This window comes from Brevundimonas sp. UBA7506 (genome assembly GCF_002479495.1).
Lineage (GTDB): Bacteria > Pseudomonadota > Alphaproteobacteria > Caulobacterales > Caulobacteraceae > Brevundimonas.
Genome location: NZ_DLNQ01000015.1, coordinates 639,497 through 664,987, shown reverse-complemented (window position 1 = coordinate 664,987; position 25,491 = coordinate 639,497). Strand labels below are relative to the sequence as shown.

General features: G+C 67.4%; 21 protein-coding genes and 1 pseudogene. 19 read left to right on the top strand and 3 right to left on the bottom strand.

The window, feature by feature from the left end:
* The first annotated feature begins 7 nt into the window (after window positions 1-7).
* The 4 genes from mnmC to B3K53_RS15940 all read left to right on the top strand — a co-directional run bounded on the left by mnmC (window position 8) and on the right by B3K53_RS15940 (window position 6,714).
* Window positions 8-1,840 (top strand): FAD-dependent 5-carboxymethylaminomethyl-2-thiouridine(34) oxidoreductase MnmC, encoded by a 1,833-nt coding sequence (gene mnmC / locus B3K53_RS15955; protein ID WP_292085605.1) that lies wholly within the window; start codon window positions 8-10, stop codon window positions 1,838-1,840.
* A 58-nt stretch (window positions 1,841-1,898) separates the two neighbouring features.
* Window positions 1,899-2,315, top strand: a complete 417-nt coding sequence (locus B3K53_RS15950; protein WP_292085604.1) for a DUF6491 family protein — start codon at window positions 1,899-1,901, stop codon at window positions 2,313-2,315.
* Window positions 2,316-2,472: 157 nt separating this feature from the next.
* Window positions 2,473-3,600, top strand: a complete 1,128-nt coding sequence (locus tag B3K53_RS15945; protein WP_292085602.1) for an efflux RND transporter periplasmic adaptor subunit — start codon at window positions 2,473-2,475, stop codon at window positions 3,598-3,600.
* A gap of 9 nt (window positions 3,601-3,609) precedes the next feature.
* A complete protein-coding gene (locus tag B3K53_RS15940; RefSeq protein ID WP_292085601.1) occupies window positions 3,610-6,714 on the top strand; it encodes an efflux RND transporter permease subunit in 3,105 nt (1,034 codons plus the stop codon).
* Window positions 6,715-6,889: 175 nt separating this feature from the next.
* On the opposite strand, the gene B3K53_RS15935 is transcribed toward B3K53_RS15940, so the two are convergent.
* Together B3K53_RS15935 and nhaA are read right to left on the bottom strand one after the other, a co-directional pair.
* A complete protein-coding gene (locus B3K53_RS15935; RefSeq protein ID WP_292085600.1) occupies window positions 6,890-9,520 on the bottom strand; it encodes a TonB-dependent receptor in 2,631 nt (876 codons plus the stop codon).
* 231 nt (window positions 9,521-9,751) lie between these two features.
* Window positions 9,752-10,963, bottom strand: coding sequence for a Na+/H+ antiporter NhaA (gene nhaA / locus B3K53_RS15930; protein ID WP_292085599.1), 1,212 nt, complete (start codon window positions 10,961-10,963; stop codon window positions 9,752-9,754).
* A gap of 226 nt (window positions 10,964-11,189) precedes the next feature.
* On the opposite strand from nhaA, the gene B3K53_RS15925 reads away from it, so the two are divergent.
* The 10 genes from B3K53_RS15925 (at window position 11,190) to B3K53_RS15880 (ending at window position 22,301) form a co-directional block, all read left to right on the top strand.
* On the top strand, window positions 11,190-12,656 hold the full coding sequence (locus tag B3K53_RS15925; RefSeq protein WP_292085598.1) for a protein adenylyltransferase SelO family protein: 1,467 nt from the start codon (window positions 11,190-11,192) through the stop codon (window positions 12,654-12,656).
* 359 nt (window positions 12,657-13,015) lie between these two features.
* Window positions 13,016-13,426: a DoxX family protein gene (locus B3K53_RS15920; RefSeq protein WP_292085596.1), complete on the top strand. Its 411-nt coding sequence runs from the start codon at window positions 13,016-13,018 to the stop codon at window positions 13,424-13,426.
* A gap of 150 nt (window positions 13,427-13,576) precedes the next feature.
* Window positions 13,577-14,062, top strand: a complete 486-nt coding sequence (locus B3K53_RS15915; protein WP_292085593.1) for a MerR family transcriptional regulator — start codon at window positions 13,577-13,579, stop codon at window positions 14,060-14,062.
* 2 nt (window positions 14,063-14,064) lie between these two features.
* Window positions 14,065-15,846 carry an acyl-CoA dehydrogenase C-terminal domain-containing protein gene (locus B3K53_RS15910; protein WP_292085592.1) on the top strand — a complete coding sequence of 594 codons (1,782 nt, stop codon included), beginning with the start codon at window positions 14,065-14,067 and terminating at the stop codon, window positions 15,844-15,846.
* 155 nt (window positions 15,847-16,001) lie between these two features.
* The gene (locus tag B3K53_RS15905) at window positions 16,002-17,165 is read left to right on the top strand and encodes an acyl-CoA dehydrogenase family protein (protein WP_292085591.1); all 1,164 of its coding nucleotides are present in this window, start codon (window positions 16,002-16,004) and stop codon (window positions 17,163-17,165) included.
* A gap of 30 nt (window positions 17,166-17,195) precedes the next feature.
* Entirely contained in the window at window positions 17,196-18,083 is an 888-nt protein-coding gene (locus tag B3K53_RS15900) for a bestrophin family protein (RefSeq protein WP_292085590.1), read from the top strand.
* A gap of 70 nt (window positions 18,084-18,153) precedes the next feature.
* Window positions 18,154-18,438 carry a GIY-YIG nuclease family protein gene (locus B3K53_RS15895; RefSeq protein ID WP_292085588.1) on the top strand — a complete coding sequence of 95 codons (285 nt, stop codon included), beginning with the start codon at window positions 18,154-18,156 and terminating at the stop codon, window positions 18,436-18,438.
* Between the two features lie 43 nt (window positions 18,439-18,481).
* A complete protein-coding gene (locus B3K53_RS15890) occupies window positions 18,482-19,201 on the top strand; it encodes a 16S rRNA (uracil(1498)-N(3))-methyltransferase (protein WP_292085586.1) in 720 nt (239 codons plus the stop codon).
* 70 nt (window positions 19,202-19,271) lie between these two features.
* Window positions 19,272-20,633, top strand: coding sequence for a glutamate--cysteine ligase (locus tag B3K53_RS15885; RefSeq protein ID WP_292085585.1), 1,362 nt, complete (start codon window positions 19,272-19,274; stop codon window positions 20,631-20,633).
* A gap of 90 nt (window positions 20,634-20,723) precedes the next feature.
* The gene (locus tag B3K53_RS15880) at window positions 20,724-22,301 is read left to right on the top strand and encodes an ATP-binding protein (RefSeq protein WP_292085583.1); all 1,578 of its coding nucleotides are present in this window, start codon (window positions 20,724-20,726) and stop codon (window positions 22,299-22,301) included.
* Here the strand turns inward: B3K53_RS15880 and B3K53_RS15875 are convergent.
* Complete coding sequence (locus tag B3K53_RS15875; protein ID WP_292085582.1) at window positions 22,298-23,089, bottom strand: TSUP family transporter; 792 nt, start codon at window positions 23,087-23,089, stop codon at window positions 22,298-22,300. The two genes, B3K53_RS15880 and B3K53_RS15875, sit on opposite strands and share 4 nt — an antisense overlap.
* Window positions 23,090-23,224: 135 nt before the next feature.
* Here B3K53_RS15875 and B3K53_RS15870 point away from each other — a divergent pair, with 135 nt between their 5' ends.
* The 5 genes and pseudogenes from B3K53_RS15870 to B3K53_RS15850 all read left to right on the top strand — a co-directional run bounded on the left by B3K53_RS15870 (window position 23,225) and on the right by B3K53_RS15850 (window position 25,485).
* Window positions 23,225-23,431 (top strand): hypothetical protein, encoded by a 207-nt coding sequence (locus B3K53_RS15870; RefSeq protein WP_292085581.1) that lies wholly within the window; start codon window positions 23,225-23,227, stop codon window positions 23,429-23,431.
* 21 nt (window positions 23,432-23,452) lie between these two features.
* On the top strand, window positions 23,453-24,058 hold the full coding sequence (locus B3K53_RS15865; RefSeq protein ID WP_292085579.1) for a hypothetical protein: 606 nt from the start codon (window positions 23,453-23,455) through the stop codon (window positions 24,056-24,058).
* Between the two features lie 69 nt (window positions 24,059-24,127).
* Window positions 24,128-24,256 (top strand): annotated as a pseudogene (locus B3K53_RS15860) (DUF72 domain-containing protein); the annotation flags it as partial.
* Window positions 24,257-24,278: 22 nt separating this feature from the next.
* Window positions 24,279-24,725 carry a DUF6896 domain-containing protein gene (locus B3K53_RS15855; protein WP_292085578.1) on the top strand — a complete coding sequence of 149 codons (447 nt, stop codon included), beginning with the start codon at window positions 24,279-24,281 and terminating at the stop codon, window positions 24,723-24,725.
* A 10-nt stretch (window positions 24,726-24,735) separates the two neighbouring features.
* Window positions 24,736-25,485: a DUF72 domain-containing protein gene (locus B3K53_RS15850; RefSeq protein WP_292085577.1), complete on the top strand. Its 750-nt coding sequence runs from the start codon at window positions 24,736-24,738 to the stop codon at window positions 25,483-25,485.
* Window positions 25,486-25,491: the final 6 nt, after the last annotated feature.

Genomic DNA, 25,491 nt, shown 5'->3' with positions numbered 1-25,491 from the left:
CCCCGCCATGACCGACGACCCGCGCGAACAGTCCCCCGGCGACGCCTCCCCACAGCTGGTCTGGGCCGAGGACGGCTCGCCCCGCTCAGGCCGGTTCGGCGACGTCTATTTCTCCAAGGACGACGGTCTGGCCGAGACCCGCGCCGTCTTCCTCGACGGCTGCGGCCTGCCCCAGGCCTGGGCCGACCGCGCCGACTTCACCGTCGCCGAACTGGGCTTCGGCACCGGACTGAACATCGTCGCCCTGCTGGACCTGTGGCGTCGCGCCCGCCCCGAGAACGGCCGTCTGCACGTCTTCTCCATCGAAGGCTTCCCCCTCACCCAGGGCGAGGCCGCCCGCGCCCTGTCCGCCTGGCCCGAACTGGCCGCGACCGCCGAGGCCCTCCTCGCCGTCTGGCCCGAGAGAACGCCCGGCTTCCACCGCCTCGACCTGCCGCAGTGGAACGCGACCATCGACCTAGCCGTCGGCGACGCCCAATGGGCGCTGGAGCAATGGTCCGGCGCCGCCGACGCCTGGTTCCTCGACGGTTTCTCGCCCGCCCTGAACCCCGGCATGTGGTCGCCCGAGATCATGGCCCTCATCCCCGCCCGCTCCGCCCCCGGCGCGCGGGTCGCCACCTTCACCGTCGCGGGCGCCGTGCGGCGCGGCCTGGCCGAGCACGGCTTCGTCGTCGAGAAGAAGCCCGGCCACGGCCGCAAGCGCGAACGACTGGAGGCCCATCTGCCCTCGCCCCCGCCCCCCGCCCCCCCGCAACGCCATATCGCCGTCGTCGGCGCCGGGATCGCCGGGGCCTCGGTCGCGCGCGCCCTGATCGCCGGCGGCGCCCGCGTCACCGTCATCGAGGCCGAGCGCCCCGGCGCGGGGGGCTCGGGCTTTCCCGCCGCCCTGGTCACGCCGCGCCTCGACGCGGGCGACGCCCTGATCGCCGGCTTCCACGCCCAGGCCCTGGAGCGCGCCCGTCACCTCTACCGCGCCCTGCCCGACGCCGTGATCGCCGAGGGCGTCCTGCAACTGGAACAGGCGCCCCGCGACGCGGCCCGTTTCGACAAGATCGCCGCCCAGGACCTGTGGCCCTACGACGCCATGACCCGTCTCGACGCCGCCGCCTGCGCCGAACACCTCAGCCAAGCCGTCCAGAGCGGCGGCCTGATGATGCGCGGCGCGCTGGCCCTGCGCCCTTCGGCGGTGCTCGAAGCCTGGCTGGCGGGCGCCGAACGCCTTAGCGCCGCCGTCGAGCCCCTCCAGCCCGAAGGCGAGGGCTGGGCCCTGCTCGACGCCGACGGCGCGCTCCTGATCGAAGCCGACGCCGTGGTCCTGGCCGCCGGCTGGGGAACAGCCGCCCTCGCGCCCGACCTTCCCCTCGCCCCGGTCGCCGGTCAGGCCGATTGGGTCGAGGATCCGACCACTCCGCCCGTCGCCTGGGGCGGCTACGCCGTGCCCACGGGCGAGGGCCTGCTGTTCGGCGCCACCCACGACCGTGGGCAGGTGGACACCCTCCCCACGGAGGAGGCTTCAGCGCGCAATCTCGTAACCCTCAGCGCCGCCCTGCCCGCGCTCGCGGCCCAGGTCGAGACCGCAGGCCCCGTCCGGACCCGCAAGGCCGTGCGCGCCACCACGCCGGACCGTCTGCCGGTCGTCGGCGCTCTGGACCAGCCGAACCTCTATGTCTTGACCGGTCTGGGTTCGCGCGGCTTCTGCGTCGCGCCCCTGCTCGGCGAGCATCTGGCGGCGTGCATCCTGAACCAGCCGTCCCCCCTGCAAAACACAGCGGCTGACCGCCTCGCGCCCGGCCGATTTCCGCCGGGCTCAGGCAACCCGCACGCCGCTTCGCGCGCTTAGACAGCCAAGGTTCATCTTCTCGGCGTTAGGGAACCGCAGCGCTTTCAAGGAGCCTCACATGCCCCGCCTCATCCCCGCACTTCTGACCGCCACCGCAAGTCTGGTCGCCCTGGCCGGCTGCGCCCCGACCGCCTCGAACCCGACCGCCGCCTCAACCTCCGCGGCCCAGCGACAGTGTCTCTTCCAGAACGACGTCCAGAGCTTCCGGGTTCGCTCGTCGGACCAGACGGTGTTCGTGCGCGGCATCGGCAAGGCCGTGTTTGAACTCCAGGTCTCGGGCGCCTGCCGCGACATGGACCACGCCATGGGCATGGCTTTCTGGCCGCAACGCGGACTGGACCGCCTGTGCACCGGCGACACGACCCAGATCGTCTTCTCGGGCGGCACGCCGCCCGCGACGCCCTGCCATGCGCGGATCGTCAAAAAGCTGTCCGAAGCCGAGGTCGCCGCCCTGCCGGACCGGGACCGTCCCTAGCCGAAAAGACGGCAGGATTACTTCGCGGTAATCCTGCCGTGCGAGGTTTGAGAACGGCTCGCTGAAACGCTAAGAACGGGCCCAATCCCTAACTGCGTTCCGGCGTGGAACAGAAGGTTCGCACGCCATGCCCCGACCCTCTCAAGGATCCTCGCACGTGGCGAAAACCCCTCGCACCCCGGCCCTCTTCCTGATGGCCGCCGCAGCCCTGACGCTCGCCGCCTGCGGCGGACACGACGACGACAAGTCCAAGGCCGGAGAAAAGGCGGGCGCCTCGCGCCAGACGGTCAGCGTCGCCACGGCGACCCAGGTCGCCCTTCCGCGCGTCATCGTCGCCTCGGGCAGCGTCTCGGCCTGGGAGGAGGTGCCGGTCGGCGCGGAGACCGGCGGCCTGACCGCCGTCGGCGTCTATGTCGATGAGGGCTCCTACGTCCGTCAGGGTCAGGTCCTGGTCAAGCTGAACGACGCCCTGCTGCAGGCCCAGCTGCGCCAGCAGCAGGCGGGCGTCCAGACCGCCGAGGCCAACGCCGCCCGCGACGACGCCGCGCTCGGCCGCGCCCAGGAACTGAAGTCTCGCGGCTTCCTCAGCCAGGCCTCGCTGGACACCGCCCTGGCCAACCAGCGCGCCTCGCAAGCCAATCTGGCCTCGGCTCGCGCCTCGCTGTCGGAAACTCGCACCCGCCTGGCCCAAAGCGAGATCAAGGCCCCCGTCTCGGGTCTGATCATCAGCCGCAGCGTGACCAAGGGTCAGATCGTCGAGGCCGGAACCCAGCTCTTCCGCATGGTCCGCGACGGCCGTCTGGAACTGGACGCCCAGGTGCCCGAGACCGATCTGCCCGCCTTGCGCGCCGGCCAGACCGCCACCATCACCTCCAACGAGGGCGTCGCCACCTCCGGCACGATCCGCATCGTCACCCCCGAGGTCGACGCCCAGACCCGCCTGGGTCTGGCCCGCATCACCCTGTCGCCCGGCAGCGGCCTGAAGCCCGGCATGTTCGCCCGCGCCTCGATCAACGCCGGCGCCCAGCCCGCGACCGTGGTGCCCACCGGAGCCGTCCTCTACCGCAGCAACAAGTCGGGGGTCTTCGTTCTGGATACGCAAGGCGCCGCCCGCTTCCGCCCGGTGACGGTCCTGTCGCGGCGCGACGACCAGACCTCGGTCAGCGGGATCGAGCCCGGCGTCCGCGTCGTGGTCCAGGGCGCCGGCTTCCTGAACGAGGGCGACAAGGTGACGGTCGCCGCCGCCCCGACTGCCGCACCGACCGTTGCTCCGGCCGCGAAGTAAGGCCCGGCCATGAACAATATCTCCTCCTGGGCCATCAAGAACCCCATCCCCATCATCCTGCTGTTCCTGTTGCTGACCCTGGCGGGCGTGACCGGCTTCATGGGGATGCGGATCAACAACAACCCCGACATCGACTTCCCCCTGGTCTCGGTCACCGCCGCCCGCCCGGGCGCCGCCCCGGCTGAGATGGAGGTCCAGGTCACGCGGGTGATCGAGGACTCGATCGCCGGCCTGTCGGGCGTGCGCCACATCTATTCCAACGTCACCGACGGCGTGTCCTCGACCACCATCGAGTTCGAGCTGGGCACCGACACGGAACGCGCCACCAACGACGTGCGCAACGCCATGAGCGGCGTGCGCGGCTCCCTGCCCCAGGACATGCAGGAGCCGACGGTCCAGCGCATCGACATCACCGGCGACGCCCTGATCACCTATGTGGTCCGCTCGCCCACCATGTCGCCGGAACAGATCAGCTGGTTCATCGACAACGAGATGAGCCGCGCCCTGCTGGCGCTGGGCGGCGTCGGCGAAGTGAACCGCTCGGGCGGCGTTGATCGTGAGATCCGCGTCGAACTGAACCCCGTGCGCCTGGCCTCGTACGGCGTCACCGCCGCCCAGGTCAGCCAGGCCCTGACCAACGTCAACAACAACCTGCCCGGCGGCCGCGTCACCGTGGCCGGGTCCGAGCGCGCCGTCCGCACCCTGGGCGCCGCCGGTTCCGTCGAGCAACTGCGCGAGACCCTGGTGCCGCTGGGCGATGGCAGAAGCGTGCGCCTGGGCGACCTGGGCGCCGTGGTCGACAAGTGGGGCGAGCCCCGCCGTCTGGCCCGCTACAACGGCCAGGAAGCCGTGACCTTCAACTTCCTGCGCTCCCGCGAGGCCAGCGAGGTCAAGGTGGCCGAAAAGGTCCGCGCCGAGGTGGCCAAGATCGACGAGGCCCATCCCGAACTGACCATCGAGCAGGTCACCTCCAGCGTGAAATACATCGAGGAGAGCTACCTCGCCTCGCTGGAGGCCCTGCTGCTGGGCGCCGTTCTGGCCGTCATCGTGGTCTTCATCTTCCTGCGCGACTGGCGCGCGACCCTGATCGCGGCCACGGCCATGCCGATGTCGCTGATCCCCACCTTCGCCCTGCTCGGGCCGATGGATCAGTCGCTGAACGTGGTCACCCTTTTGGCCCTGTCCCTGACCATCGGCATCCTGGTCGACGACGCCATCGTCGAGATCGAGAACATCGTCCGCCACATGCGGGACGGCAAACCGCCATACGACGCCGCTTTCGAAGCCGCCGACGAGATCGGTCTGGCCGTCGTGGCGACGACCGGCACCATCATCGCCGTCTTCGCCCCCGTCGGCTTCATGCCGGGCATCATCGGCCAGTTCTTCAAGGCCTTCGCCCTGGCCGCCTGCATCAGCGTCTTCTTCTCGCTGGTGGTGGCGCGGACGCTGACCCCGCTGATGGCCGCCTACCTGCTGAAGCACACCAAGCACGAGGACAAGGACCCCTTCTGGATGGCGGGCTATCTGCGCGCCCTGCACTGGTGCCTGGGCAACCGCTGGAAGGTGTTCGTCATGGGCGCCCTCTTCCTGGTCGGTTCGATCGGCCTGTCGGTCGTGGCCAAGATGTCCTTCGAGTTCATGTCGCCGGGCGACGAAGGCCGCGCCGCCTTCCAGGTCGAACTGCCGCCTGGCTCGACCCTGCGCCAGACCGACGCCGTGGTTCATCAGGTCACCGCCAGGCTGAACGCCAGACCCGAGGTCACCTCCGTCTACGCCGCCATCGGCGGTCAGGACGTGGGTCAGGCCAACATCTACGCCGACCTCACCCCCAAGGGCGAGCGGGCGCTCAGCCAGCAAGCCTTCCAGCGCGTCATGGTTGACGAACTGAAGCAGATCCCCGGTGCCCGCATCCGGGCCGGCATCGCCCAGCAGGGCGGCGGCCCCGGCGACGGCACCAGCTACACCTTCTCCATCCTGGGCGATGATCCGGCGACCCTGGAAGCCGCGGCCCGCAAGGTCGAGGAGGAGATGCGCGGCGTGCCGGGGCTGGCCAATGTGGTCAACACCGCCGCCATCGCCCGACCGGAAATCCTGGTCACGCCGCGCCCCGACGAAGCCGCCCTGCTGGGCGTTTCGGCCGGCAGCATTTCCCAGGCCGTGCGTGTCGCCACCATTGGCGACATTGAGCAGAACCTGCCCAAGTACAACCTGGGCGACCGCCAGATCCCGATCCGGCTGCAACTGACCGAAGAGGCCCGCGAGGATCTGAACGTGCTGGAAAACCTGCGCGTGCCGACCGCCTCGGGCGCCTCCGTGCCGCTCAGCGCCGTGGCCGACATCGAGTTCGGCGCCGGCCCGGCCACCGTCAGCCGTCAGGATCGCTCACGCATCGCCTCGATCACGGCGGAACTGGACGGTATCACCACCGGCGCCGCGGGACAGGCCGTCAACCGTCTGCCTTCGGTCAAGAACCTGCCGACCGGCGTGCGTCAGGTGCCCGCCGGCGACGCCGAGTTCATTCAGGAAATGCTGGTCGGCTTCGGCATCGCCTTCATTTCCGGCATCCTGCTGATGTACGCCGTCCTGACCCTGTTGTTCAAAAGCTTCGCCTACCCCGTCACCATCATGGCGGCCCTGCCCCTGGCGATCGGCGGCGCCTTCATCGGCCTGGTGATCGGCGGCAAGAGCTTCTCCATGTCCGCCCTGATCGGGGTGCTGATGCTGATGGGGATCGCGGCCAAGAACTCCATCCTGCTGGTCGACTACATCATCATCGCCGAGAAGGAGGGGATGACGCGGCGCGAGGCCATCATGGACGCCGCCCACAAGCGGGCGCGCCCCATCCTGATGACCACCTTCGCCATGGGCGCCGGCATGGTGCCCATCGCCATGGGGATCGGCGCCGACGTCGAGTTCCGCTCGCCCATGGCCATCGCCGTCCTGGGCGGTCTGATCTCCTCGACCTTCCTGTCCCTGCTCTATATCCCGGCCATTTTCACCATCGTCGACGACATCGCCGGCTTTGGTCGCCGGGTTCTGGGCCGCATGTTCGCCGGACAGCGCAAGCTGGCCGACGGCACCCGGCCGGGCGAGGCGACCGCCTTGCACGACTGAATACACCTCCAGACGAAGAGCCCCCGGAGAGCGATCTCCGGGGGCTTTTTCATGCGCGATCTCGGGGGAGGCTTTCCGCCAAGGTCCGAAGATCGGTCCGGCTCAGATCGTCAAAAGAAAAGGCGGCCCGGATCGCTCCGGGCCGCCCTGACCTCGCCGCGAGGGCGAAGGCCGATCAGTATTTGACGCGCAGGGTGGCGCCGTAGGTGCGCGGCTGGCCCATGAAGGCGTTGTAGGTCTGGGTGTCCAGGGCCGGGTTGAAGTAGGTCCCGTTCGGCTGGACCGTCGTCTGGAAGGCCGAACCTTGCAGCGGGGCGTTGATCGCCACCTGCTTGTACTCCTCGTCCGTCAGGTTCTGCGCCCAGATGTCCAGGGCCCAGCGCTCGTCCTCCGAGCCCAGGGTGACGCGGCCGTTCACGAGGGTGAAGGCGTCCTGCATCTTGTAGGGCAGCAGGTCCGAACCGGTGTTGTATTCGGTCGAGTACTTGGCCGAGAGGTTGAAGCCGACCTTCAGGCCCGAGCCGATCGAACGATCAAAGGCGACCGAACCCGTGGCCGACCATTCCGGCGCGAACGACGCCCGCGCGCCGGGCAGCAGCGACAGCTGCGGGAAGTTGCCCGGGTTGGTCAGGTCGGCGGCGACGAAGTCCCCGTACTTGGTGTCGGTGTAGGTCAGGCCGCTGCTCAGCGACAGGCCCTCGATCGGGGTGAACCAGACGAAGTCGGCGTCGAAGCCCTGCGACTTCAGCTCGGGGATGGATTCGACCACGAAGGCCGTGCCCAGGAAGGTGTTGAGCTGGAAGTCCTCGAACTTCTGGTTGAAGTAGGTGAGGTTCAGCAGGACCGTACGATTGAACAGGGTGTTCTTCAGACCCAGTTCGAAGCTGTCGACGGTTTCCGAGGGGAACAGCAACGAGGCGGTCGGCGTGATGCCCGTCTGCACGCGGTCCAGGTTATAGCCGAACGACTTGTAGCCGCGGGCGTAGGAGCCGTAGGCCATGACCGAGTCGTTGAAGCGATAGGCCGCCTTGATCGTGCCGCTCAGCTCGCCGTCGTCGGTCTCTTCCGAGATGCGACGGTTGTCGAACAGCGGGTTGGCCCAGGGCAGGCAGACGTTGCCGGCGACGCGCTGGGCGCTGGCGGCCGCCGCGGCCGGGGTCAGACCCGCGCCGATGAAGGCGTTGGTCAGGTTGGTGACATTGCCCAGGGCGCCGCCGCAGGCCGCGCCATTGGCGCCCAGGTTGTCCTGCACGCCCAGAAGGCGCTTCTTGTCCTGGGTGTAGCGCAGGCCCAGGGTCACATCGAACTGGTCGGTGACATGCCAGGTGTTGTTGGTGAACAGGGCCAGCGAGTCTGAACGCTGGCTATAGTGGTCCTGCACCCCGTGGCCGACGCCGAAGCCCGGCCCGGTCGGCGCCAGGGGTCCCGAAGTCGAGGTGCCGCCGTTCAGCAGGCAGCCCGCCAGGAAGGTCGGGGTGGTGCCGGCCCGCGTCAGACAGCCGATGATATTACCGCTCTGCGGAATGGCGCCGCCCGTGCCGGCGTTCAGTTGCGACGAGATCAGCAGCGACAGGAAGGGCGTATAGCCGGCGCCGTACCAGTAGCTGTCGTTGCGGCTGATGTTCTCACGCGTGGCGAAGACGCCGACCAGCCAGTCCAGCTTGTCAGTCGAGCCCGCCAGGCGGAATTCCTGGGTCAGGTTGTCCAGTTCGAAGCCGTAACCGCCGTCATCGACACGATACAGCAGGTCCGCCGTCGTATAGTCGAGGTCCATGGCGTTGATGCCCTCCCAGTTCCGCCAGGAAGTGACGGAGGTCAGGGTGGCATCCCACGAGGGGATGTCGATGTTGGCTTCCGCCGAGAAGCCCATGTCTTCCATGGTCTGGGCGGTGCTGCGGTTGGCGTAGGCCGTGCGCGAGAAGGGCAGAGCGCCGAAGCCGGGCGCCGGAGGCTGCTGCTGGCCGCCGACCGCCGTGACCGCGCCATAGGTCTGGCCGGTGCGCACCTGGGTCGAGACGCAGCAGTATTCGTCGCGCTTGGAGTAGTCGGCGATCAGACGGATCGACACCTCGTCGGACGGCAGGATCAGCAGTTGGCCGCGCGCGGTCCAGAAGTTCTGGTTCTGGTCGTCCTTCTCGGTGCGGGGACCGGCGCCGGTGACCACGTCATAGAAGCCGTCGCGCTCGCGCTTGGCCACATACAGACGACCGGCGATCTGATCGGTGATCGGGCCGGTGACCGAGCCGGCCACGCCCCAGGCGTTGAAGTTGCCGTAGGTGGCCTCGGCGTTGAAGCCCGGCGTGAACGAAGGCGCCTCGGTGATGATGTTGATGACGCCGGCCGAGGTGTTCTTGCCGAACAGGGTGCCCTGCGGTCCCTTCAGCACCTCGATGCGGCTCAGTTCGCCCAGGTCGCCGAAGCCGACGCCGTTGCGCGAACGATAGACGCCGTCGATGACCACGCCGACCGAGCTTTCCAGGCCGGGGTTGTCGCCGACCGTGCCGACGCCGCGGATACGGGCCGTGGTCGAGGCTTCCGACTGGGTCGAGGTGACGGTCATGCCCGGCGTCAGGATCTGCAGATCCTTGATGTCGCGCACGCCCGCGCCGTCCAGCGCCTCCTGCGACAGGGTCGTGACCACGATCGGCACGTCCTGCAGGTTCTGTTCACGCTTCTGCGCGGTGACGATGATGTCGTCGATCGTCGTCGGCCCCTCCTGGGCCGAGGCGGCGCCGGCGAAGCCGAAGGCGACGACGCCGACGACGGCGGCCGACGCGGTGCAGCGAAGGATGTTGTTGAAACGCATATGGCGGCTCCCCGGCTCTGTGGCCCGGCCGCCCGCGGCGACCGTGGCGATTCCTGTCCCTGTCGATCCACGCTCATTGAACGGCGTGAATTCTCCATGAACAGGGGTAAGCCAGGGTCGGGAAAGCGACAAGAAGCCGCAAAGCTGCGAATGGCGATTTCAGCCAACGTCGCTCTACGTGTGGCGAGAAAGCGACAAAAATCGATTACGCAAGGTCAATATTATCAACGTTCACTGCAAGATCTTGGCAGTTGAGGCGGCTTGCCTTTGTTGCTGACGTCGCGCCGCGAGGTTCAGAATCAACGCCGCCGCCAGGGCCGAGAGCACCGATCCGCCGATAACGCCCAGCTTGACCTCGATCTGAACGGGCGAATCCACCGCGCCGGGGAAGGCCAGGACGCCGATGAACAGGCTCATGGTGAAGCCGATGCCGCACAGCAGGCTGACGCCGTAAAGCTGAAGCCAGCTGGCGCCGGAGGGCTTGTCGCCGATCTTGAGCTTGGCAGCCAGCCAGGCGGCGCCGAAGACGCCGACCTGCTTGCCGACGAACAGGCCAAGCGCGATGGCGACGACCAGGGGCGCGAAGGCCTGCTCCAGCGACAGACCGGCGAAGGACACGCCCGCCTTGGCGAAGGCGAACAGGGGCAGGACCAGGAAGGCGACATAGGGGTGCAGGTCGTGCATCGCCTCCTTGAGCGGGCTTTGAGAGGTCTCGGGACGCGGCGCGACCGGCACGATCATGGCGAAGGCCACCGCCGTCAGCGAGGTCGACAGCCCCGACATCACCGTCAGATACCAGACCGCGCCGAAGCCCAGGACCCAGAAGGGGCCGGCCAGACGGCGACGGCCGATCAGGGCCAGGGCGGCCAGAACCCCGGCCACGCCCAGCAGCGGCAGCCACTGCACGCCCTGACTGAAAAGGACCGCGATCAGGGCGATGGCACCGAGGTCGTCGACGATGGCCAGGGTCAGCAGGAAGACCCGCAGCGATGACGGCAGGCCCTTGCCCACCATGGCGAAGACGGCCAGGGCGAAGGCGATGTCGGTGGCCAGGGGGATAGGCCAGCCCTGCGACGGCCCTCCCAGCGCCCCGGCGACGGCCAGATAGACCAGGCCCGGAACCGCCATGCCGCCCAGGGCCGCGATGATCGGCAGGGCCAGCTTCTTGGGATTGCTCAGCTCGCCCCTGAGTATCTCGTATTTGATCTCCAGCCCCACCACGAGGAAGAAGACCGCCATCAGGCCTTCCTTGATCCAGCCGGAGATCGTCTCTTCCAGCCGCAGCGGGCCGACTTGAAGTACGTGGACGCTCTTCAGCCAGGCGAAGTAGTCGGCGGACAGAGGCGAGTTGGCGACGATCAGGGCGGCGACGGCGGCGAGGCCGAGCACCGCGCCGGAACCGGCTTCGGTCTTGAGAAAGTCGAGCGTGAGCTTCTTGGCCACGGCGGTCTCCGAAATCAAAAGGACTGTCGTGGCGTCAGGTTATCGACGGACGCCTGACCGGATTCGCGCGTCGGACGACGGCGCCAGCCTGGCCCCGACGCACGACAAGCGAAGCGGGGCCTGATCTCTGCTGTTGAAAATAGCCGACCCACCCACAGGTTCAAGACCAACTCGACCGTCGATGTTGCGGTTGCGAACCGAGCGACGAGCGCGCATCTGCCAGTTCATGCCCGTCTCCCCCGCCTATCGTCCCGACCCGCGCTTCTTCGATCTCGGCCCCGACTTCGGCGATCCGGTGTCGGCGGCGGACTTCCCCCAAACGATCCTGCGAGTCCGCAACGACCGTGCGGCGGCGGACGTCGGGCTGGAGACGCTGAGCGACGACGAATGGCTGAGCTCTTTTGGCCGTTTCCATCCCCTGCCCGGCCAGCCCGGCCCCGTCGCCATGCGCTATCACGGCCACCAGTTCCGCACCTACAACCCCGACCTCGGCGACGGACGCGGGTTTCTGGCGGCGCAGCTGCGGGAGGTGGGCGGCGCTCAAGCAGCGAGCGACCGCGTCGCGAGCGATAGCGCCCCTCCAGGTCGACTTCTCGACCTGGGAACCAAGGGCTCGGGCCAGACGCCCTGGTCGCGGCGGGGCGACGGGCGGCTGACGCTGAAGGGCGGGATGCGCGAGGTTCTGGCCGCCGCCATGCTGGAAAGCCTGGGCGTTCCGACCTGCCGCATCCTTTCCCTGGTCGAGACCGGCGAGGCGTTGGAACGGAACGATGAGCCCTCGCCCACCCGCTCGGCGGTCATGGTGCGGCTGTCGCACAGCCACATCCGTTTCGGCACCTTCCAGCGCGCCGCCTATTATGGCCGCAAGGATCAGATCGAGGTCCTGCTGGAGCACGCCCGCAGCCTGTATCATCCGTCCGTCGCGACCGGCGACGCGCCCGGCTTCCTGGCCGCCGTGGTCGAGGCCTCGGCGCGGCTGACGGCCAAGTGGATTTCCGCCGGCTTCGTCCACGGGGTGCTGAACACCGATAATCTGAACGTGACGGGCGAGAGCTTCGACTATGGCCCGTGGCGCTTCCTGCCCCACTATGAGCCCGGCTTCACCGCCGCCTATTTCGACAACTCGGGCCTCTACGCCTTCGCGCGCCAGCCCGAGGCCGTGTTCTGGAACCTGACCCAGTTGGCCGGATGCCTGAAGCTGATCGCCGACAGCGAGCCGCAGGTCGCGGCCCTGACCGAGGCGCTGAACGGCTTTGGCCCGGCCTATATCCGCCATCTGCGCGCCGCCTTCCTGAACCGGTTGGGGGTCAAGAGCCTGGGCGAGGCGGCGGACCAGAGACTGCTGGACGCAAGCCTGGCCCTGCTGCGCGACAAGGGGGAGGCCCTGCGTTGGGAGCCCCTCTTCTTCGACTGGTTCGGCGGCTTCAGCTCCGGCGCGCGGGCGCTGGGCGGCGTGCGCGGCAAGGCCTATCAGGGCGAGGCCTTCGACGCCTTCCGCTTCGCCCTGCTGGAGCACGAGCCCGACCGGCCCGAGCGGCTGGAGCATCCGATGTTCGCCGCCGCCGAGTCCGAGGAAATGCTGATCGACGAGGTCGAGGCTATCTGGTCGGCGATCGATCAGGGCGACGACTGGTCGCCGCTGTACGCCAAGCTGGCCCGCCTGGAGGCGGCTCGGATCGCTTGGGCCCTATAATTCCGCTCATCCCCGCGGAGGCGGGGACCCAGATCTTTGGCCGAGGGCGTGACGCTTAGTTCTCGGTCGCGGGCTGCGCGTGAAGCTCTCACTGGCTCCCCGCCTCCGCGGGGATGAGCGGATTTTGTTACACCGACACCTCATGTCATCAGTTGATGTCATCAAGCGTTGACAGACCGCTTCGCGCGGCCTAATGCCTTTTGACGATCACCGTCGGATTACGGGGAATTGTGGTTTCAGCCACGCCGTCGCCGCAGGTCGCGCCTACCCCGGTTCACAGATTGTTACAGTTCCTTGACGACGGGACCCCGCAATCTGATCTAGCAACTGTTACCAATCAAACCTCCCCGGTTTCGACCATGACCTCGACCACCTTGACGCCCCGATCCCGCGCAAAAGCCGATTACCTGAACCTGACCCTGTGGACCTTCCAGGGCTGGATCGCGATGTTCTTCATAGCCGCCGGCTACGCCAAGCTGACGGAGTCGATGGAGAACCTGACCGTGCTGATGCACTGGCCTGCCATGGCCAGCGTCAACTTCGTGCGCGGCCTGGGCGTGGTCGAGATCGTCCTGGCGGTCATGATGCTGGCCCCGCTGATCTCCTGGCGCTTCGGTCGCCCGCTGTTGCTGACCGCAAGCGTCGGCCTGCTGGCGCTGCAAAGCATCATGCTGATCCTGCACGCCACGGAGTTGGACATCGGCCTGGCCCTGACCAACCTCTTCCTGATCGCCATCACGGCGCCGGTCTTCTGGTTCCGCCGCCACTGATCGCCTGACAATTTTTCCTCCCCGGATCGGCCGCGGCGGGCGCAAGCTCTCCGCGGCCGATTTGCGTTTGGCCTCCCGCCGCGTTCACAACTTGTCGAACGCCTCAGCGAGAAGCTTCCCTTTACGTCCGCGTCAAGTTATGAGTGGCGCATGGCGACCGCAGACGATCACCGCACCTATTCCATCCGGCACCTGTGCCGCGAGTTCGGGGCGACCGCGCGCGCCCTGCGCTTTTATGAGGACAAGGGCCTGCTGACCCCGGCCCGCAAGGGCCAGACGCGCGTCTATGACAGCCGCGACCGCGCCCGGCTGAAGCTGATCCTGCGGGGCCGCCGCATCGGCTTCACCCTGCAGGAGATCCAGGAGATGCTGGATCTGTATGACCGCAAGGACCACAACGTCCATCAGATGGCCGTGGCCCTGCGCCGTCACCGCGCCCAGGTCGAGGCGCTGAAGCAACAACTCGAAGACATCGAGGGCGCCATCCAGACGGCCGAAGAGGCCTGCGCCTGGATGGAGTCCAAGCTGGGCGAACACCGTCCCGACCTGCTGCCGGGGGCGGACGAATACGCCAGCCTGCTGAGCGAACGGCTCAACCCCGACAATCAATTCCAGCCCTTCAAAGCGAGAGCCTGATCATGGCCTACAAGGCGCCTGTCCGCGACCTGTCCTTCGTCCTGCACGACGTGCTGGAGGTCGAACGCTACGCCAACCACTTCGCCGACGCCGATCTGTCGCGCGACCTGATCGACCAGATCATCGAGGAAGGCGGCAAGTTCGCCGAGGAGGTCATCGCCCCGATCAACCGTCCGGGCGATCAGGAAGGCTGCCATATCGAAGGCGACGTGGTCACCACGCCCAAGGGCTGGAAGGAAGCCTATCACCAGATGGTCGAGGCCGGCTGGACCAGCCTGGCCTTCGGCACGGAATACGGCGGTCAGGGCCTGCCCTCGATCGTGTCCATGGCGGTGGGTCAGTTCACGGCGGCGGCCTCGGCGGCCTTCTCCATGTATCCCGGTCTGACGGCGGGCGCCTATCACGGCATCGAGGCCTCGGCCTCGGATGAGCTGAAGCAGACCTATCTGCCGAAGATGGCGACCGGCGAATGGACCGGCACCATGAACCTGACCGAGCCGCAGTGCGGCACCGACCTGGGCATGGTCCGCACCAAGGCCGTGCCGAACGGCGACGGCAGCTACTCCATCACCGGCCAGAAGATCTGGATCTCGGCGGGCGAGCACGACTTCGCCGACAACATCATCCACACCGTGTTGGCCCGCGTCGAAGGCGCGGTTCCGGGCATCAAGGGCCTGTCGCTGTTCGTCGTGCCCAAGTTCCTCGTGAACGAGGACGGCTCCATTGGCGAGCGCAACGGCGTCTCCTGCGCCGGCCTCGAGCACAAGATGGGCATCCACGGCAACGCCACCTGCGTCATGGCCTATGAGAACGCCAAGGGCTGGCTGATCGGCGAAGAAGGCCGGGGCATGAACAACATGTTCGTGGTCATGAACGAGGCCCGCCTCGGCACCGGCCTGCAGGGTCTGGCCATCGGCGACGCCGCCTATCAGGCCGCCGTCGAGTTCGCCAACGACCGCCTGCAGGGCCGCGCCCTGACCGGCGCCAAGAACCCGGACGGCCCCGCCGACCCCATCATGGTCCACCCCGACGTGCGCCGGATGCTGCTGGAGTCGAAAGCCTTCGTCGAAGGCGGTCGCGCCTTCATCCTGTGGACCGCCCTGCAAGCCGACCTGCAGAAGTCCTCGGACGAAGCCACGGCGACCAAGGCCAAGGACTACATGGGCCTGATCACGCCCGTGCTGAAAGCCTATCTGACCGACAAGGGCTTCCACGTCGCCAGCCTGGCCATGCAGGTCCACGGCGGCTCGGGCTATACCGAGCACTTCCCCGCCTCGCAGTATCTGCGCGATGCGCGCATCACCATGATCTATGAGGGCACCAACGGCATCCAAGCGCTGGACCTGGTGGGTCGCAAGCTGCCGTCGAACGGTGGCCGCGCCATCATGAGCTGGTTCGCCGACATCGACGCCTTCGTGGCCGAGAACGGCGCCGACGAGGCCATCAAGCCCTTCGTCGACGGCCTGGCCGACACCAAGAAGAAGCTGCAGGACGGCACCATGTGGCTGATGCAGAACGGCATGGCCAACCCGGACAACGCCGCCGCCGCCTCGACCGACTACCTGCACATCTTCGGCCTGACGGCCCTGGCCTATATGTGGGCGCAGATGGCGAAGTCGGCCCAGGCCAAGATCGCCGCCGGCGACGCCGATCCCTATTACGTGACCAAGCTGCAGACCGGGCAGTACTTCGTCGAGCGCATCCTGCCCGACGCCGCCGCCCACCTGGCCAAGCTGAAGACCGGCGCCGAGGTGCTGATGCAGATGCCCGCCGAGGCCTTCTGACGCCTTCTCCCTTCCCCCTTGATGGGGGAAGGGCCGGGGTTGGGGGTGACAGCGCATCGGGATGAAACTTCGATAGCGCCACACGCTTCAACCGCCTCACCCCCATCCCAACCCTTCCCCCATCAAGGGGGAAGGGCTTGATCGCGGAGCCTGCCATGAACGTGCTCAACACTCCCGACCCCGACTTCATGCAGGACGAGGAGATCACCCTCTTCTCGGACAGCGTCGGCAAATGGATCGACGAGCACGCCCCGCCCGAGAAGTTCCAGCAGTGGATCGCCGCCTCCTCGGTGCCGCGTCAGTTGTGGAACGACGCGGGCGACGCCGGCCTGCTGGGCCTCAGCCTACCGGAAGAAGACGGCGGCTTCGGCGGCGACTATCGCCACGAGGTCGTGCTGATGCGCCAGCTGGGCTGGAAGGGCGCGGACCACTTCGGCATCTCGCTGCACAACGCCATCGTCATGCCCTACGTCTGGCACTACGGCACGGCCGAGCAGAAGGCGCGCTGGCTGCCGCGCCTGGCGTCTGGCGAACTGGTCGGCGCCATCGCCATGACCGAGCCGGGCGCCGGTTCCGACCTGCAAGGCGTCAAGACCACCGCCGTCAAGCTAGGCGACCACTACGTCTTGAACGGCTCCAAGACCTTCATCACCAACGGCCAGCTGGCCAACTTCATCATCGTCGTCGCCAAGACCGACCCCGCCGAAGGCGCCAAGGGCACATCGCTGATCGTGGTCGAGACCGACGGCGCCGAAGGCTTCGAGCGCGGCCGCAACCTGCACAAGATCGGCATGGAGGCCAACGACACCTCCGAGCTCTTCTTCAACGACGTCAAGGTGCCGCTGGAAAACGCCATCGGCGGCGGCGAGGGCCAGGGCTTCGTCCAGCTGATGCAGCAACTGCCGCAGGAGCGCCTGAACATCGCCGTGCAGGGCGTGGCCGCCGCCGAGCGGGGGCTGGAAGCGACGCTGGACTACGTCAAGCAGCGCAAGGCCTTCGGCAAGCGGGTGATCGACTTCCAGAACACCCAGTTCAAGCTGGCCGAGGTCAAGACCAAGCTGACGGTGGCCAAGGTCTTCGTCGACCACTGCATTGGCCTACACCTGAAGGGCCAGCTGGACGCCGCCACCGCCTCCATGGCCAAATACTGGGTGACGGACATCCAGGGCGAGACCATCGACGAGATGCTGCAGCTGTTCGGCGGCTACGGCTACATGAACGAGTATCCGATCGCCCAGCTCTACAAGGACGCCCGCGTCCAGCGCATCTATGGCGGCACCAACGAGATCATGAAGCTGCTGATCGCGCGCACCCTGTAAAGGAGGCTGCCGGGGCGGTATTGGAGGCGCATGATCGTCCGCTCCCGCCCCGGCCCGCTGGAAATCCTGTTCGCCATCAACGGGTCCATCCTGCCGCGCGTGGTCGGGCGGCTGGCCCTGACCGTCGGCATCACCGTGGCGGCGGTTCTGCTGCATCGCGCGCGACCCGACCTGCCGGTGCATCTGGCGGCGGCGCCCTTCGCCCTGATCGGGCTGGCCCTGTCCATCTTCATGAGCTTTCGCAACAACGCCTGCTATGACCGCTGGTGGGAGGCGCGCAAGCTGTGGGGCGAGCTGATCATCGCCGTCCGCTCTTTCATCCGCCAGACGGCCCTGCTGCCCGAGGAGCGCCGCACGCCCATGCTGAACGGGATGGGCGGCTTCGTCTTCGGCCTGGCCGCCCGCCTGCGCGACCGCGACGAGACGGGCGAGATCGCCCGTTGGACGCCGGTCGAGCCCGCGCCCCACGCCACTGACGCCGCCCTGACCGGCGTGGGCCGCCAGTGCGCCGAACTGCTGCGCGACGGCCTGATCGACCCGATCCGCTATTCGGTGCTGGAGTTGCGGCTGACCGAGATGAGCCATGTCCTGGCCGGCTGCGAGCGGATCAAGACCACGCCCCTGCCCTTCGCCTATGCGCTTCTGCTGCACCGGACGGCCCATGCCTTCTGCCTGATGCTGCCCTTCGCCCTGGCGCCCGCTCTGGGGTGGTGGACGATGGCTGTGTCGCTGCTGGTCGCCTACACCTTCTTCGGTCTGGACGCCCTGGGCGACGAACTGGAAGACCCCTTCGGCGACGATCCCAACGACCTGCCGCTGGACGCCATGAGCCGGATGCTGGAACGCGAACTGCGCCACGCCCAGGGCCAGACCGACCTGCCCCCCGTCTGGCCCGCCCAGCGCGACCGGCTGACATAGAAAGTAACTGCGTTACCTTACCCGCTCATCCCCGCGAAAGCGGGGACCCAGTCCTTTTGCGGGGCAGATCGTGGCCTTCTTCACCTATATCGTCGCCAACGGGCGGAACGGCGCCCTCTACACCGGCTCGACCGACGACATCGTCGAACGCACGTCGCAGCACCGCGAAAAGGTGTTCAGAGGCTTTTCGGCCAAGTATGGGTGCGCCGTTCTGGTCTGGTACGAACTTCATCCGACCCGGCACGACGCCTTCATTCGCGAACGCCAGATCAAGAAATGGAATCGCGTCTGGAAACTGGAACTCATCGAGCGAACCAATCCGGGTTGGCGCGATCTGTTCAACGACCTGTTCTGAGGCTCTCACTGGGTCCCCGCTTCCGCGGGGATGAGCGGAAAAAATGATACGCCTTCACGTTACTTCAGACCTCGCCCCCGGCCACGCCGTCGCTCCGACCCTCGATCAGTCGCGCTACCTGACCCAGGTGATGCGGCTGAAGGCGGGCGACGACCTGCTGGTCTTCAACGGCCGCCACGGCGAATGGCGCGCCAGCGTGGCCGAGGTGCTGAAGAAGGGCGTCATCCTGCGCGCCGAGGAGCAGGTGCGCGAACAGACCCACGGCCCCGATCTGGAACTGATCGTCGCCGTGGTGAAGAAGGCGCGGATCGAGACCATCGTCGAAAAGGCGACCGAACTGGGCGCGGCGCGCGTCCGCCTGGTCCTGACCCATCGCACCAACGCCGACCGGCTGCGGCTCGATCGTCTGGACGCCATCGCGGAAGAAGCTGCCGAGCAGACCGGGCGGCTGGACGTCCCTCTGGTCGATGATCCGGTGAAACTGGACGCCCTGCTGGACGGCTGGGACGCCTCGCGTCGCCTGATGTTCTGCGACGAGACCGGCGGCGCGCCCGCCGTCTCGGCCCTGACCGCTGCGGGCGGTGGCAAGTGGGCCATCCTGATCGGCCCCGAGGGCGGCTTCTCGCCGGAGGAAGGCGAGCGGCTGCGTAGCCTCCCCTTCACCACCGCCGTGTCTCTGGGCCCGCGCATCCTGCGCGCCGACACCGCCGCCATCGCCGCCTTGACCCTCTGGCAGGCGGCTGTCGGCGACTGGGAACGATAGAAGTTTATCGCCTTGCCTCTTGAGCGGGGCCGTATCCTCGCCCATCTAGCCGCGACAGCAGGGGTTACAGATGTCCGACACGGCGCCGCTTTCGAAAGAGCAACTGATCCACGCCATGTCGAAGGGCGAGAAGCCCGCCGACCAGTGGCGCATCGGGGCCGAGCACGAGAAGTTCGGCTTCGACAAGTCCACCCTGCGCCGCCCCGCCTATGAGGGCGAGAACGGCATCCTGGCCATGCTGACGGGGCTGCAACGCTTCGGCTGGTCGCCGGTCGAGGAAGCCGGCCACGTCATCGCCCTGGAGCGCAAGAACGCCGAGGGCTTCACCGCCTCGATCAGTCTGGAGCCGGGCGGCCAGTTCGAGCTGTCGGGCGCCCCGCTGCAGACCATCCACGACATCTGTTCGGAAACCGGCCAGCATCTGATGGAGGTCAAGCAGGTCGCCGACCAGCTGAACCTCGGCTTCCTCGGCGCCGGTTTCGATCCCCTGTGGCGGCGCGAGGACGTGCCGGTGATGCCCAAGGGCCGCTACGGCATCATGCGCGCCTATATGCCCAAGAAGGGTTCGCTGGGCCTCGACATGATGCTGCGCACCTGCACCATCCAGGCCAATCTCGACTTTGATTCAGAAGCCGACATGGTGATGAAGTTCCGCACCTCGCTGGCGCTTCAGCCCATCGCCACGGCCCTGTTCGCCTGTTCGCCGTTTACCGAAGGCAAGCCCAACGGCTTCCTGTCGGCGCGGGCCAATGTCTGGACCGACACCGACCCCGACCGCACCGGCATGCTGGACTTCGTCTTCGCCGACGGCTTCGGCTACGAGCGCTACGCCGACTATGCGCTGGACACCCCCATGTATTTCGCCAAGCGCGGCGAGAAGTATGTCGATCTGTCGGGTCAGTCGTTCCGCACGTTCATGACCGAGGGTCTGGACGCCCTGCCGGGCGAGCGCGCCACGGCCAAGGACTGGGCCGACCACCTGACCACCCTCTTCCCCGAAGTGCGCCTGAAACAGTATCTGGAGATGCGCGGCGCCGACGGCGGTCCGTGGAGCCGCATCTGCGCCCTGCCCGCCCTGTGGGCCGGCGTCCTCTACGACGCGCCGTCTCTGGCCGCCGCCTGGGACCTGTGCAAGGACTGGGACATCGCCGACCACGAGCGTCTGCGCCGCGACGTGACCCGTCTGGGCCTCAAGGCCGAGGTGGCGGGCCGCAGCGTGCGCGACATCGCCGTCGACCTGGTCGAGATCGCCAAGCACGGCCTGAAGAACCGCGCACGCTTCAGCGGCGGCATGGTCGACGAGCGCGGCTATCTGTCGGAACTGGAAGACATCGCCGACAGCGGCGTGACCCCCGCCGACCGTCTGCTGGAGCTGTACCATGGCGAGTGGCAGGGCGACGTCAGCCGCATCTATCGCGACTTCGCCTACTGATCCGCCTGCCCACGCCCCCCTGTCACACGATGGAAATGCGGCCTTAACCGGCGACCTTTAGACATGACGGCGAGTACGCAAGGATCGCCCATGACCATCGCCACGGCCGCCCCCTCCTTGACGGGAAAGCCGCAGTCGACCCGCGACGAGGCCGCCGACCTGGCGACCTTCTTCGACGTGTCCCTGGACCTGCTGGTCATACGCGACCTGCAGGGGATCATCGTACGGGTCAGCGCCTCCTGGGCCGCGACTCTCGGTTATGAACCGGAAGATCTGGTCGGACTGGCCATCCTGACCCTGGTTCACCCCGACGACCTGCCAGCCACTCTCGACAGCGTGGCCGAGGTCGAGACCCGCCGCCCCGACGCCCCGGTCAAGGGCCACGTCAACCGCTACCGGCACCGCGACGGCCACTACGTCACCCTGGAATGGCGGGCGCGCAAGTTCGGCGACCGCATCTACGCCGTAGCCCGCGACGTCACCGCCAAGATGGCCGCCGAACAGGCCCTGATCGAGGCCAAGGCCGCCGCCGAAGCCGCCAACCGCGCCAAGTCCGACTTTCTCGCCAATATGAGCCACGAGATCCGCACGCCTCTGAACGGCGTGATCGGCATCGTCGACGCCCTGTCGCGTACCGATCTGGCGCCCGAGCAGGCCGAGATGGTGGGGTTGATCAGCACCTCGGGCGTGACGCTGGAACGGCTGGTCTCGGACATGCTGGACGTCTCGCGCATCGAAGCCGGCAAGCTGGAGCTGGAACTGCGGCCGTTCGATCTGGACGAGGCCCTGGCCGCCCCGCTGGACACCCTGCGGATGCGGGCGGAGGACAAGGGGCTGGGCTTCCACGTCGATCGCGCCGAGAACGCGCGCGGGGCCTTCATCGGCGACAGCGTCCGCATCAACCAGATCCTGGGCAATCTGCTGTCCAACGCCGTCAAGTTCACCAACCAGGGCGCCGTCACCGTCCGCTTCGCCCTGTCCGAGAACGACGGGGCCCCGACCCTGCTGAGCTTCGAGGTCGAGGACACGGGCGTCGGCTTTGACGCCGATCACGCCGCCCAGCTGTTCCAGCGCTTCAGCCAGGCCGACGCCTCCATCACCCGGCGCTTCGGCGGCACGGGTCTGGGCCTGTCGATCTGCCGCTCGCTGACCGAGATGATGGGCGGGCGCATCGAGGGGGCCTCGACGCCCGGCGTCGGCAGCCGGTTCCGCGTCGAACTGCCCCTGCCCCGCGCCCGAAGCCTGAGGGACTATGACGCCCGCGAGGCCGTCGCCCCCCAACCGTCGCGAGGGCTGCGCGTCCTTCTGGCCGAGGACCACCCGGTCAATCAGCGCGTCGTCCAGTTGATCCTGGCGGGCCATGTCGCCGAACTGGTCACGGTCGAGGACGGCGCCCAGGCCGTCGCCGCCTGCGAGAGCGGAAGCTTCGACGTGGTGCTGATGGACATGCAGATGCCGCGCATGGACGGGCTGAGCGCCACCCGCGCCATCCGCGCCATGGAGGCCGAGCGGCCGAACGCCCCGCGCACGCCGATCCTGATGCTGAGCGCCAACGCCATGGCCGAGCATCGCGACGCCGCCCGCGAGGCCGGCGCCGACCTGCACCTGGCCAAGCCGGTCACCGCCCGCGACCTGCTGACCGCCCTGACGATGCTGACGCCGACCTAGCCGAACCAGCCGGTCATCATGACCCGCAACGGGTTGGCCGGGTCGGACAGCAGCCGCGCGGTGATGGCCAGGGAGATGACCACCAGCAGGGGCCGGATCAGGCGCGGGCCGAAGCGCATGGCCGCGTGCGAGCCCATCCGCCCGCCGACGAACTGGCCCACGGCCATGATGCCCGCCAGCGTCCAGACCACGTGTCCGCCAACCGCCAGCACCACGATGCCGACGACATTGCTCATCAGGTTCAGCGCCTTGGTATGGGCCGTGGCGCGCGTCAGCCCCATGCCCAGCAGCATGACCAGACTGAGGGCGAAGAAGGAGCCGGTGCCGGGCCCGAAGAAGCCGTCATAGAAACCGATCCCGCCCGCCACGAAGGCATAGGCCAGCGGCGTCAGCCGCGCATGAGCGTCCTCGTCAGACGCCTTGGGCCCCAGCAGGAAATAGAGGGCGATGCCGATCAGCAGAACCGGCAGGACAATCATCAGCCAGCGCGTGTCCACCAGCGTCACGGCGAAGGCCCCCAGCCCCGCCCCGACGCCGACCAGGGCCAGGGGCCAGCGGATCAGGCGGAAATCGACGCGGCCTTTTCGCCAGAAGTTCCACAGGGCCGAGGCCGTGCCGACGCTGCCCTGAACCTTGTTGGTGGCGATGGCGGCGACCGGGTTCAGACCCACAGACAGCAGGGCCGGCAGGGAGATCAGCCCCCCGCCGCCCGCGATGGCGTCGATAAAGCCGGCGATCACCGACGCCAGACCAAGAAGGGCGATGATCTCAGGCGTCAGTTCCGGCACGCGCACAGTTCTCCCACGACAGCGGCGCTATAGACCCCGACCGCACCGCACGCCACTCCTGCGCGCTTGACGAAAGGCGCCGTCGCGCCGTTGATGCGACCTCTTCGGCTCGGCCGGAATCGCAGGGGGTGCGTGATGAAGAAAACCGTGGTCGTGGGCCTTCCCATGGGGCTGATCATCGGCGTCATCCTCGGCGCCCTGATCGACAACATGGCGATCGGCCTGCTGCTGGGCCTGGCGCTCGGTTTCGGCGTCATCAAGTTCGGGGGCGGCAAGAAGCCGGCCGACGAAAGCGAGGCCTCGCCGCCCCGCGACATGGACGAGAAAGCGCCCAAGCCCTAAGCGGTACAGCGGGGGGCCGACATGAGCGCATTCGAATTCTTCTTCAGCTTCTATGGTCTGGTGCTGGGCCTTTCGGTGTCGGTGATCGCCACCGGGGTCGCGCGGGCCTTCAAGCACCGCAAGACCGTGAAGGTCGGCTGGAAGACGCCGGTGCTGGCGGCCTTCGTCGCCCTGGACATCGCCACCTTCTGGGACGCGGCCTGGACCAATTTCAGCACCGCCCCCTACAGCTATGGTCTTCTGATCGCGGGCCTGGTCGTGGCCACGGTCTATTTCGTCGCCACCAGCCTGATCTTCCCCGAGCCGGATGACGAAGTGCAGGATCTGGACGCCCACTTCTGGGCCAACAAGCGCGCCATCATGCTGTTGCTGGTCCTGGCCAACCTGATGATGATGAGCGGCTCGATCTGGATGAGCCTGCCCAAGACCCACGGCGCGCTGATCGCCGGCAGCTACGCCTTCAACATGGCCATCTATCTGGTCCTGGTCATTCCGGCCGCCCTGACGCGACGGGCCTGGGTGTTCGCGCTGACCGTGGGTCTGCACATCGCCCTCTATCTCTTCCTGGCTGGACTTAGCATTCTGAACCCCGCCCGCATGGCCGCCGCCGCGGCCGGCGCGTCCTGACGCTGCGCGCGGTTGCCCGCCGACCCGCGTCGGGTGCATGAAGAAACCCGCATCCCAGGAGGCTCGGCCATGACAGGTTCCATCCACATCGGCGTCGGCGGCTGGACCTTCGAGCCTTGGCGCGGGGTCTTCTATCCCGAGGGTCTGACGCAGAAGCGCGAACTGGAGTTCGCCAGCCGGGCGCTGACGAGCATCGAGCAGGAGTGCGGAGTTAAGCACCATGGATGAGGTCGCTCTGGCGTCGGCCACAGAGCTGAACGAAGCCATCCACGCCTACCAGAAGGCCGTTGAAGAAAGCCTCGCCGCTTTTGAAACTGATGCGGGCCGCCGCGACATCCTGAGGGCCTGCATCGAAAATACGATCCCTCGACGCGGTTCTCTACCTACCGTTGGCGAGTATCAGATTCACGGCATCGGCTGTTGGGTAGAACGCGACGGTGTCGAAGTCGATTTCGATTTCGGACCTGACTCACGCTCGGATGGGTTTGACCCTTGGCGCATCGGGCTCTTCACCAAGCAGTTCCCGGAACTATATCCGGGACTCCAAGACGCCGATTCCGTGAAATCAGCCTTCTCGGGCCTAGAACGGAAGGGCGCTGTCGAGCGACTCTACGACGACTCGAATCTGTACTTCTTCACGGATAGCCGCGCGGGCATCGACGCTTAGGAGCAAGACAATGAGCGGCAACATCTTCGTCGGCATTGGCGGCTGGACCTACGAGCCGTGGCGCGGCGCGTTCTATCCTAAAAAACTGCCTCAGAAACAGGAACTTAACTACGCATCGACTCACCTGAGCTCGCTGGAGATCAACGGCACCTATTATTCCACCTTCAAGCCCGACAGCTGGATGAAGTGGCGCGACGAGACGCCCGACGGCTTCGTCTTCGCCGTCAAGGCCAGCCGCTATTGCACCAATCGCAAGGTGCTGTCCGAAGGCGGCGAGAGCTTCGAGCGCTTTCTGTCGCAGGGGCTGACTGTGCTGGGCGACAAGCTGGGCCCGATCAACTGGCAGTTCATGGGGACCAAGAAGTTCGACGCCGAGGACTTCGAGGGCTTCCTGAAGCTGCTGCCCAGGGAAAAGGACGGGGTGCGGCTGCGTCACGCCCTGGAGGTGCGCAATCCGACCTTCGCCTGTCAGGAATTCTATGATCTGGCGGCCAAATACGGCGCGGCCATCGTCTACGCCGTCGACGACGAGGAACCGACCTGGCCGCAGATCGACCAGGCCACCGCCGACTTCAGCTACGCCCGGCTGATGTCCAGCCGCGAGGACGAGCCGACGGGCATGACGTCGGCCGAACTGGACGCCGTGGCGGCCCAGACACGCCAGTGGGCCGAGCGCGGCGACGTCTTCGCCTATTTCATTTCGGGGGCCAAGGTGCGGAACCCGGCGGCGGCCCAGGCGCTGATCGCGAAACTAAAATAGCGGCCG

What these genes read in the sequence shown, in the direction of transcription:
- mnmC (WP_292085605.1), top strand. Translation starts at nt 8, where the DNA reads ATGACCGACGACCCGCGCGAACAGTCCCCCGGCGACGCCTCCCCACAG.
- B3K53_RS15950 (WP_292085604.1), top strand. Translation starts at nt 1,899, where the DNA reads ATGCCCCGCCTCATCCCCGCACTTCTGACCGCCACCGCAAGTCTGGTC.
- B3K53_RS15940 (WP_292085601.1), top strand. Translation starts at nt 3,610, where the DNA reads ATGAACAATATCTCCTCCTGGGCCATCAAGAACCCCATCCCCATCATC.
- B3K53_RS15935 (WP_292085600.1), bottom strand. Translation starts at nt 9,520, where the DNA reads ATGCGTTTCAACAACATCCTTCGCTGCACCGCGTCGGCCGCCGTCGTC.
- B3K53_RS15925 (WP_292085598.1), top strand. Translation starts at nt 11,190, where the DNA reads ATGCCCGTCTCCCCCGCCTATCGTCCCGACCCGCGCTTCTTCGATCTC.
- B3K53_RS15920 (WP_292085596.1), top strand. Translation starts at nt 13,016, where the DNA reads ATGACCTCGACCACCTTGACGCCCCGATCCCGCGCAAAAGCCGATTAC.
- B3K53_RS15915 (WP_292085593.1), top strand. Translation starts at nt 13,577, where the DNA reads ATGGCGACCGCAGACGATCACCGCACCTATTCCATCCGGCACCTGTGC.
- B3K53_RS15910 (WP_292085592.1), top strand. Translation starts at nt 14,065, where the DNA reads ATGGCCTACAAGGCGCCTGTCCGCGACCTGTCCTTCGTCCTGCACGAC.
- B3K53_RS15905 (WP_292085591.1), top strand. Translation starts at nt 16,002, where the DNA reads ATGAACGTGCTCAACACTCCCGACCCCGACTTCATGCAGGACGAGGAG.
- B3K53_RS15900 (WP_292085590.1), top strand. Translation starts at nt 17,196, where the DNA reads ATGATCGTCCGCTCCCGCCCCGGCCCGCTGGAAATCCTGTTCGCCATC.
- B3K53_RS15890 (WP_292085586.1), top strand. Translation starts at nt 18,482, where the DNA reads ATGATACGCCTTCACGTTACTTCAGACCTCGCCCCCGGCCACGCCGTC.
- B3K53_RS15885 (WP_292085585.1), top strand. Translation starts at nt 19,272, where the DNA reads ATGTCCGACACGGCGCCGCTTTCGAAAGAGCAACTGATCCACGCCATG.
- B3K53_RS15880 (WP_292085583.1), top strand. Translation starts at nt 20,724, where the DNA reads ATGACCATCGCCACGGCCGCCCCCTCCTTGACGGGAAAGCCGCAGTCG.
- B3K53_RS15870 (WP_292085581.1), top strand. Translation starts at nt 23,225, where the DNA reads ATGAAGAAAACCGTGGTCGTGGGCCTTCCCATGGGGCTGATCATCGGC.
- B3K53_RS15865 (WP_292085579.1), top strand. Translation starts at nt 23,453, where the DNA reads ATGAGCGCATTCGAATTCTTCTTCAGCTTCTATGGTCTGGTGCTGGGC.
- B3K53_RS15855 (WP_292085578.1), top strand. Translation starts at nt 24,279, where the DNA reads ATGGATGAGGTCGCTCTGGCGTCGGCCACAGAGCTGAACGAAGCCATC.
- B3K53_RS15850 (WP_292085577.1), top strand. Translation starts at nt 24,736, where the DNA reads ATGAGCGGCAACATCTTCGTCGGCATTGGCGGCTGGACCTACGAGCCG.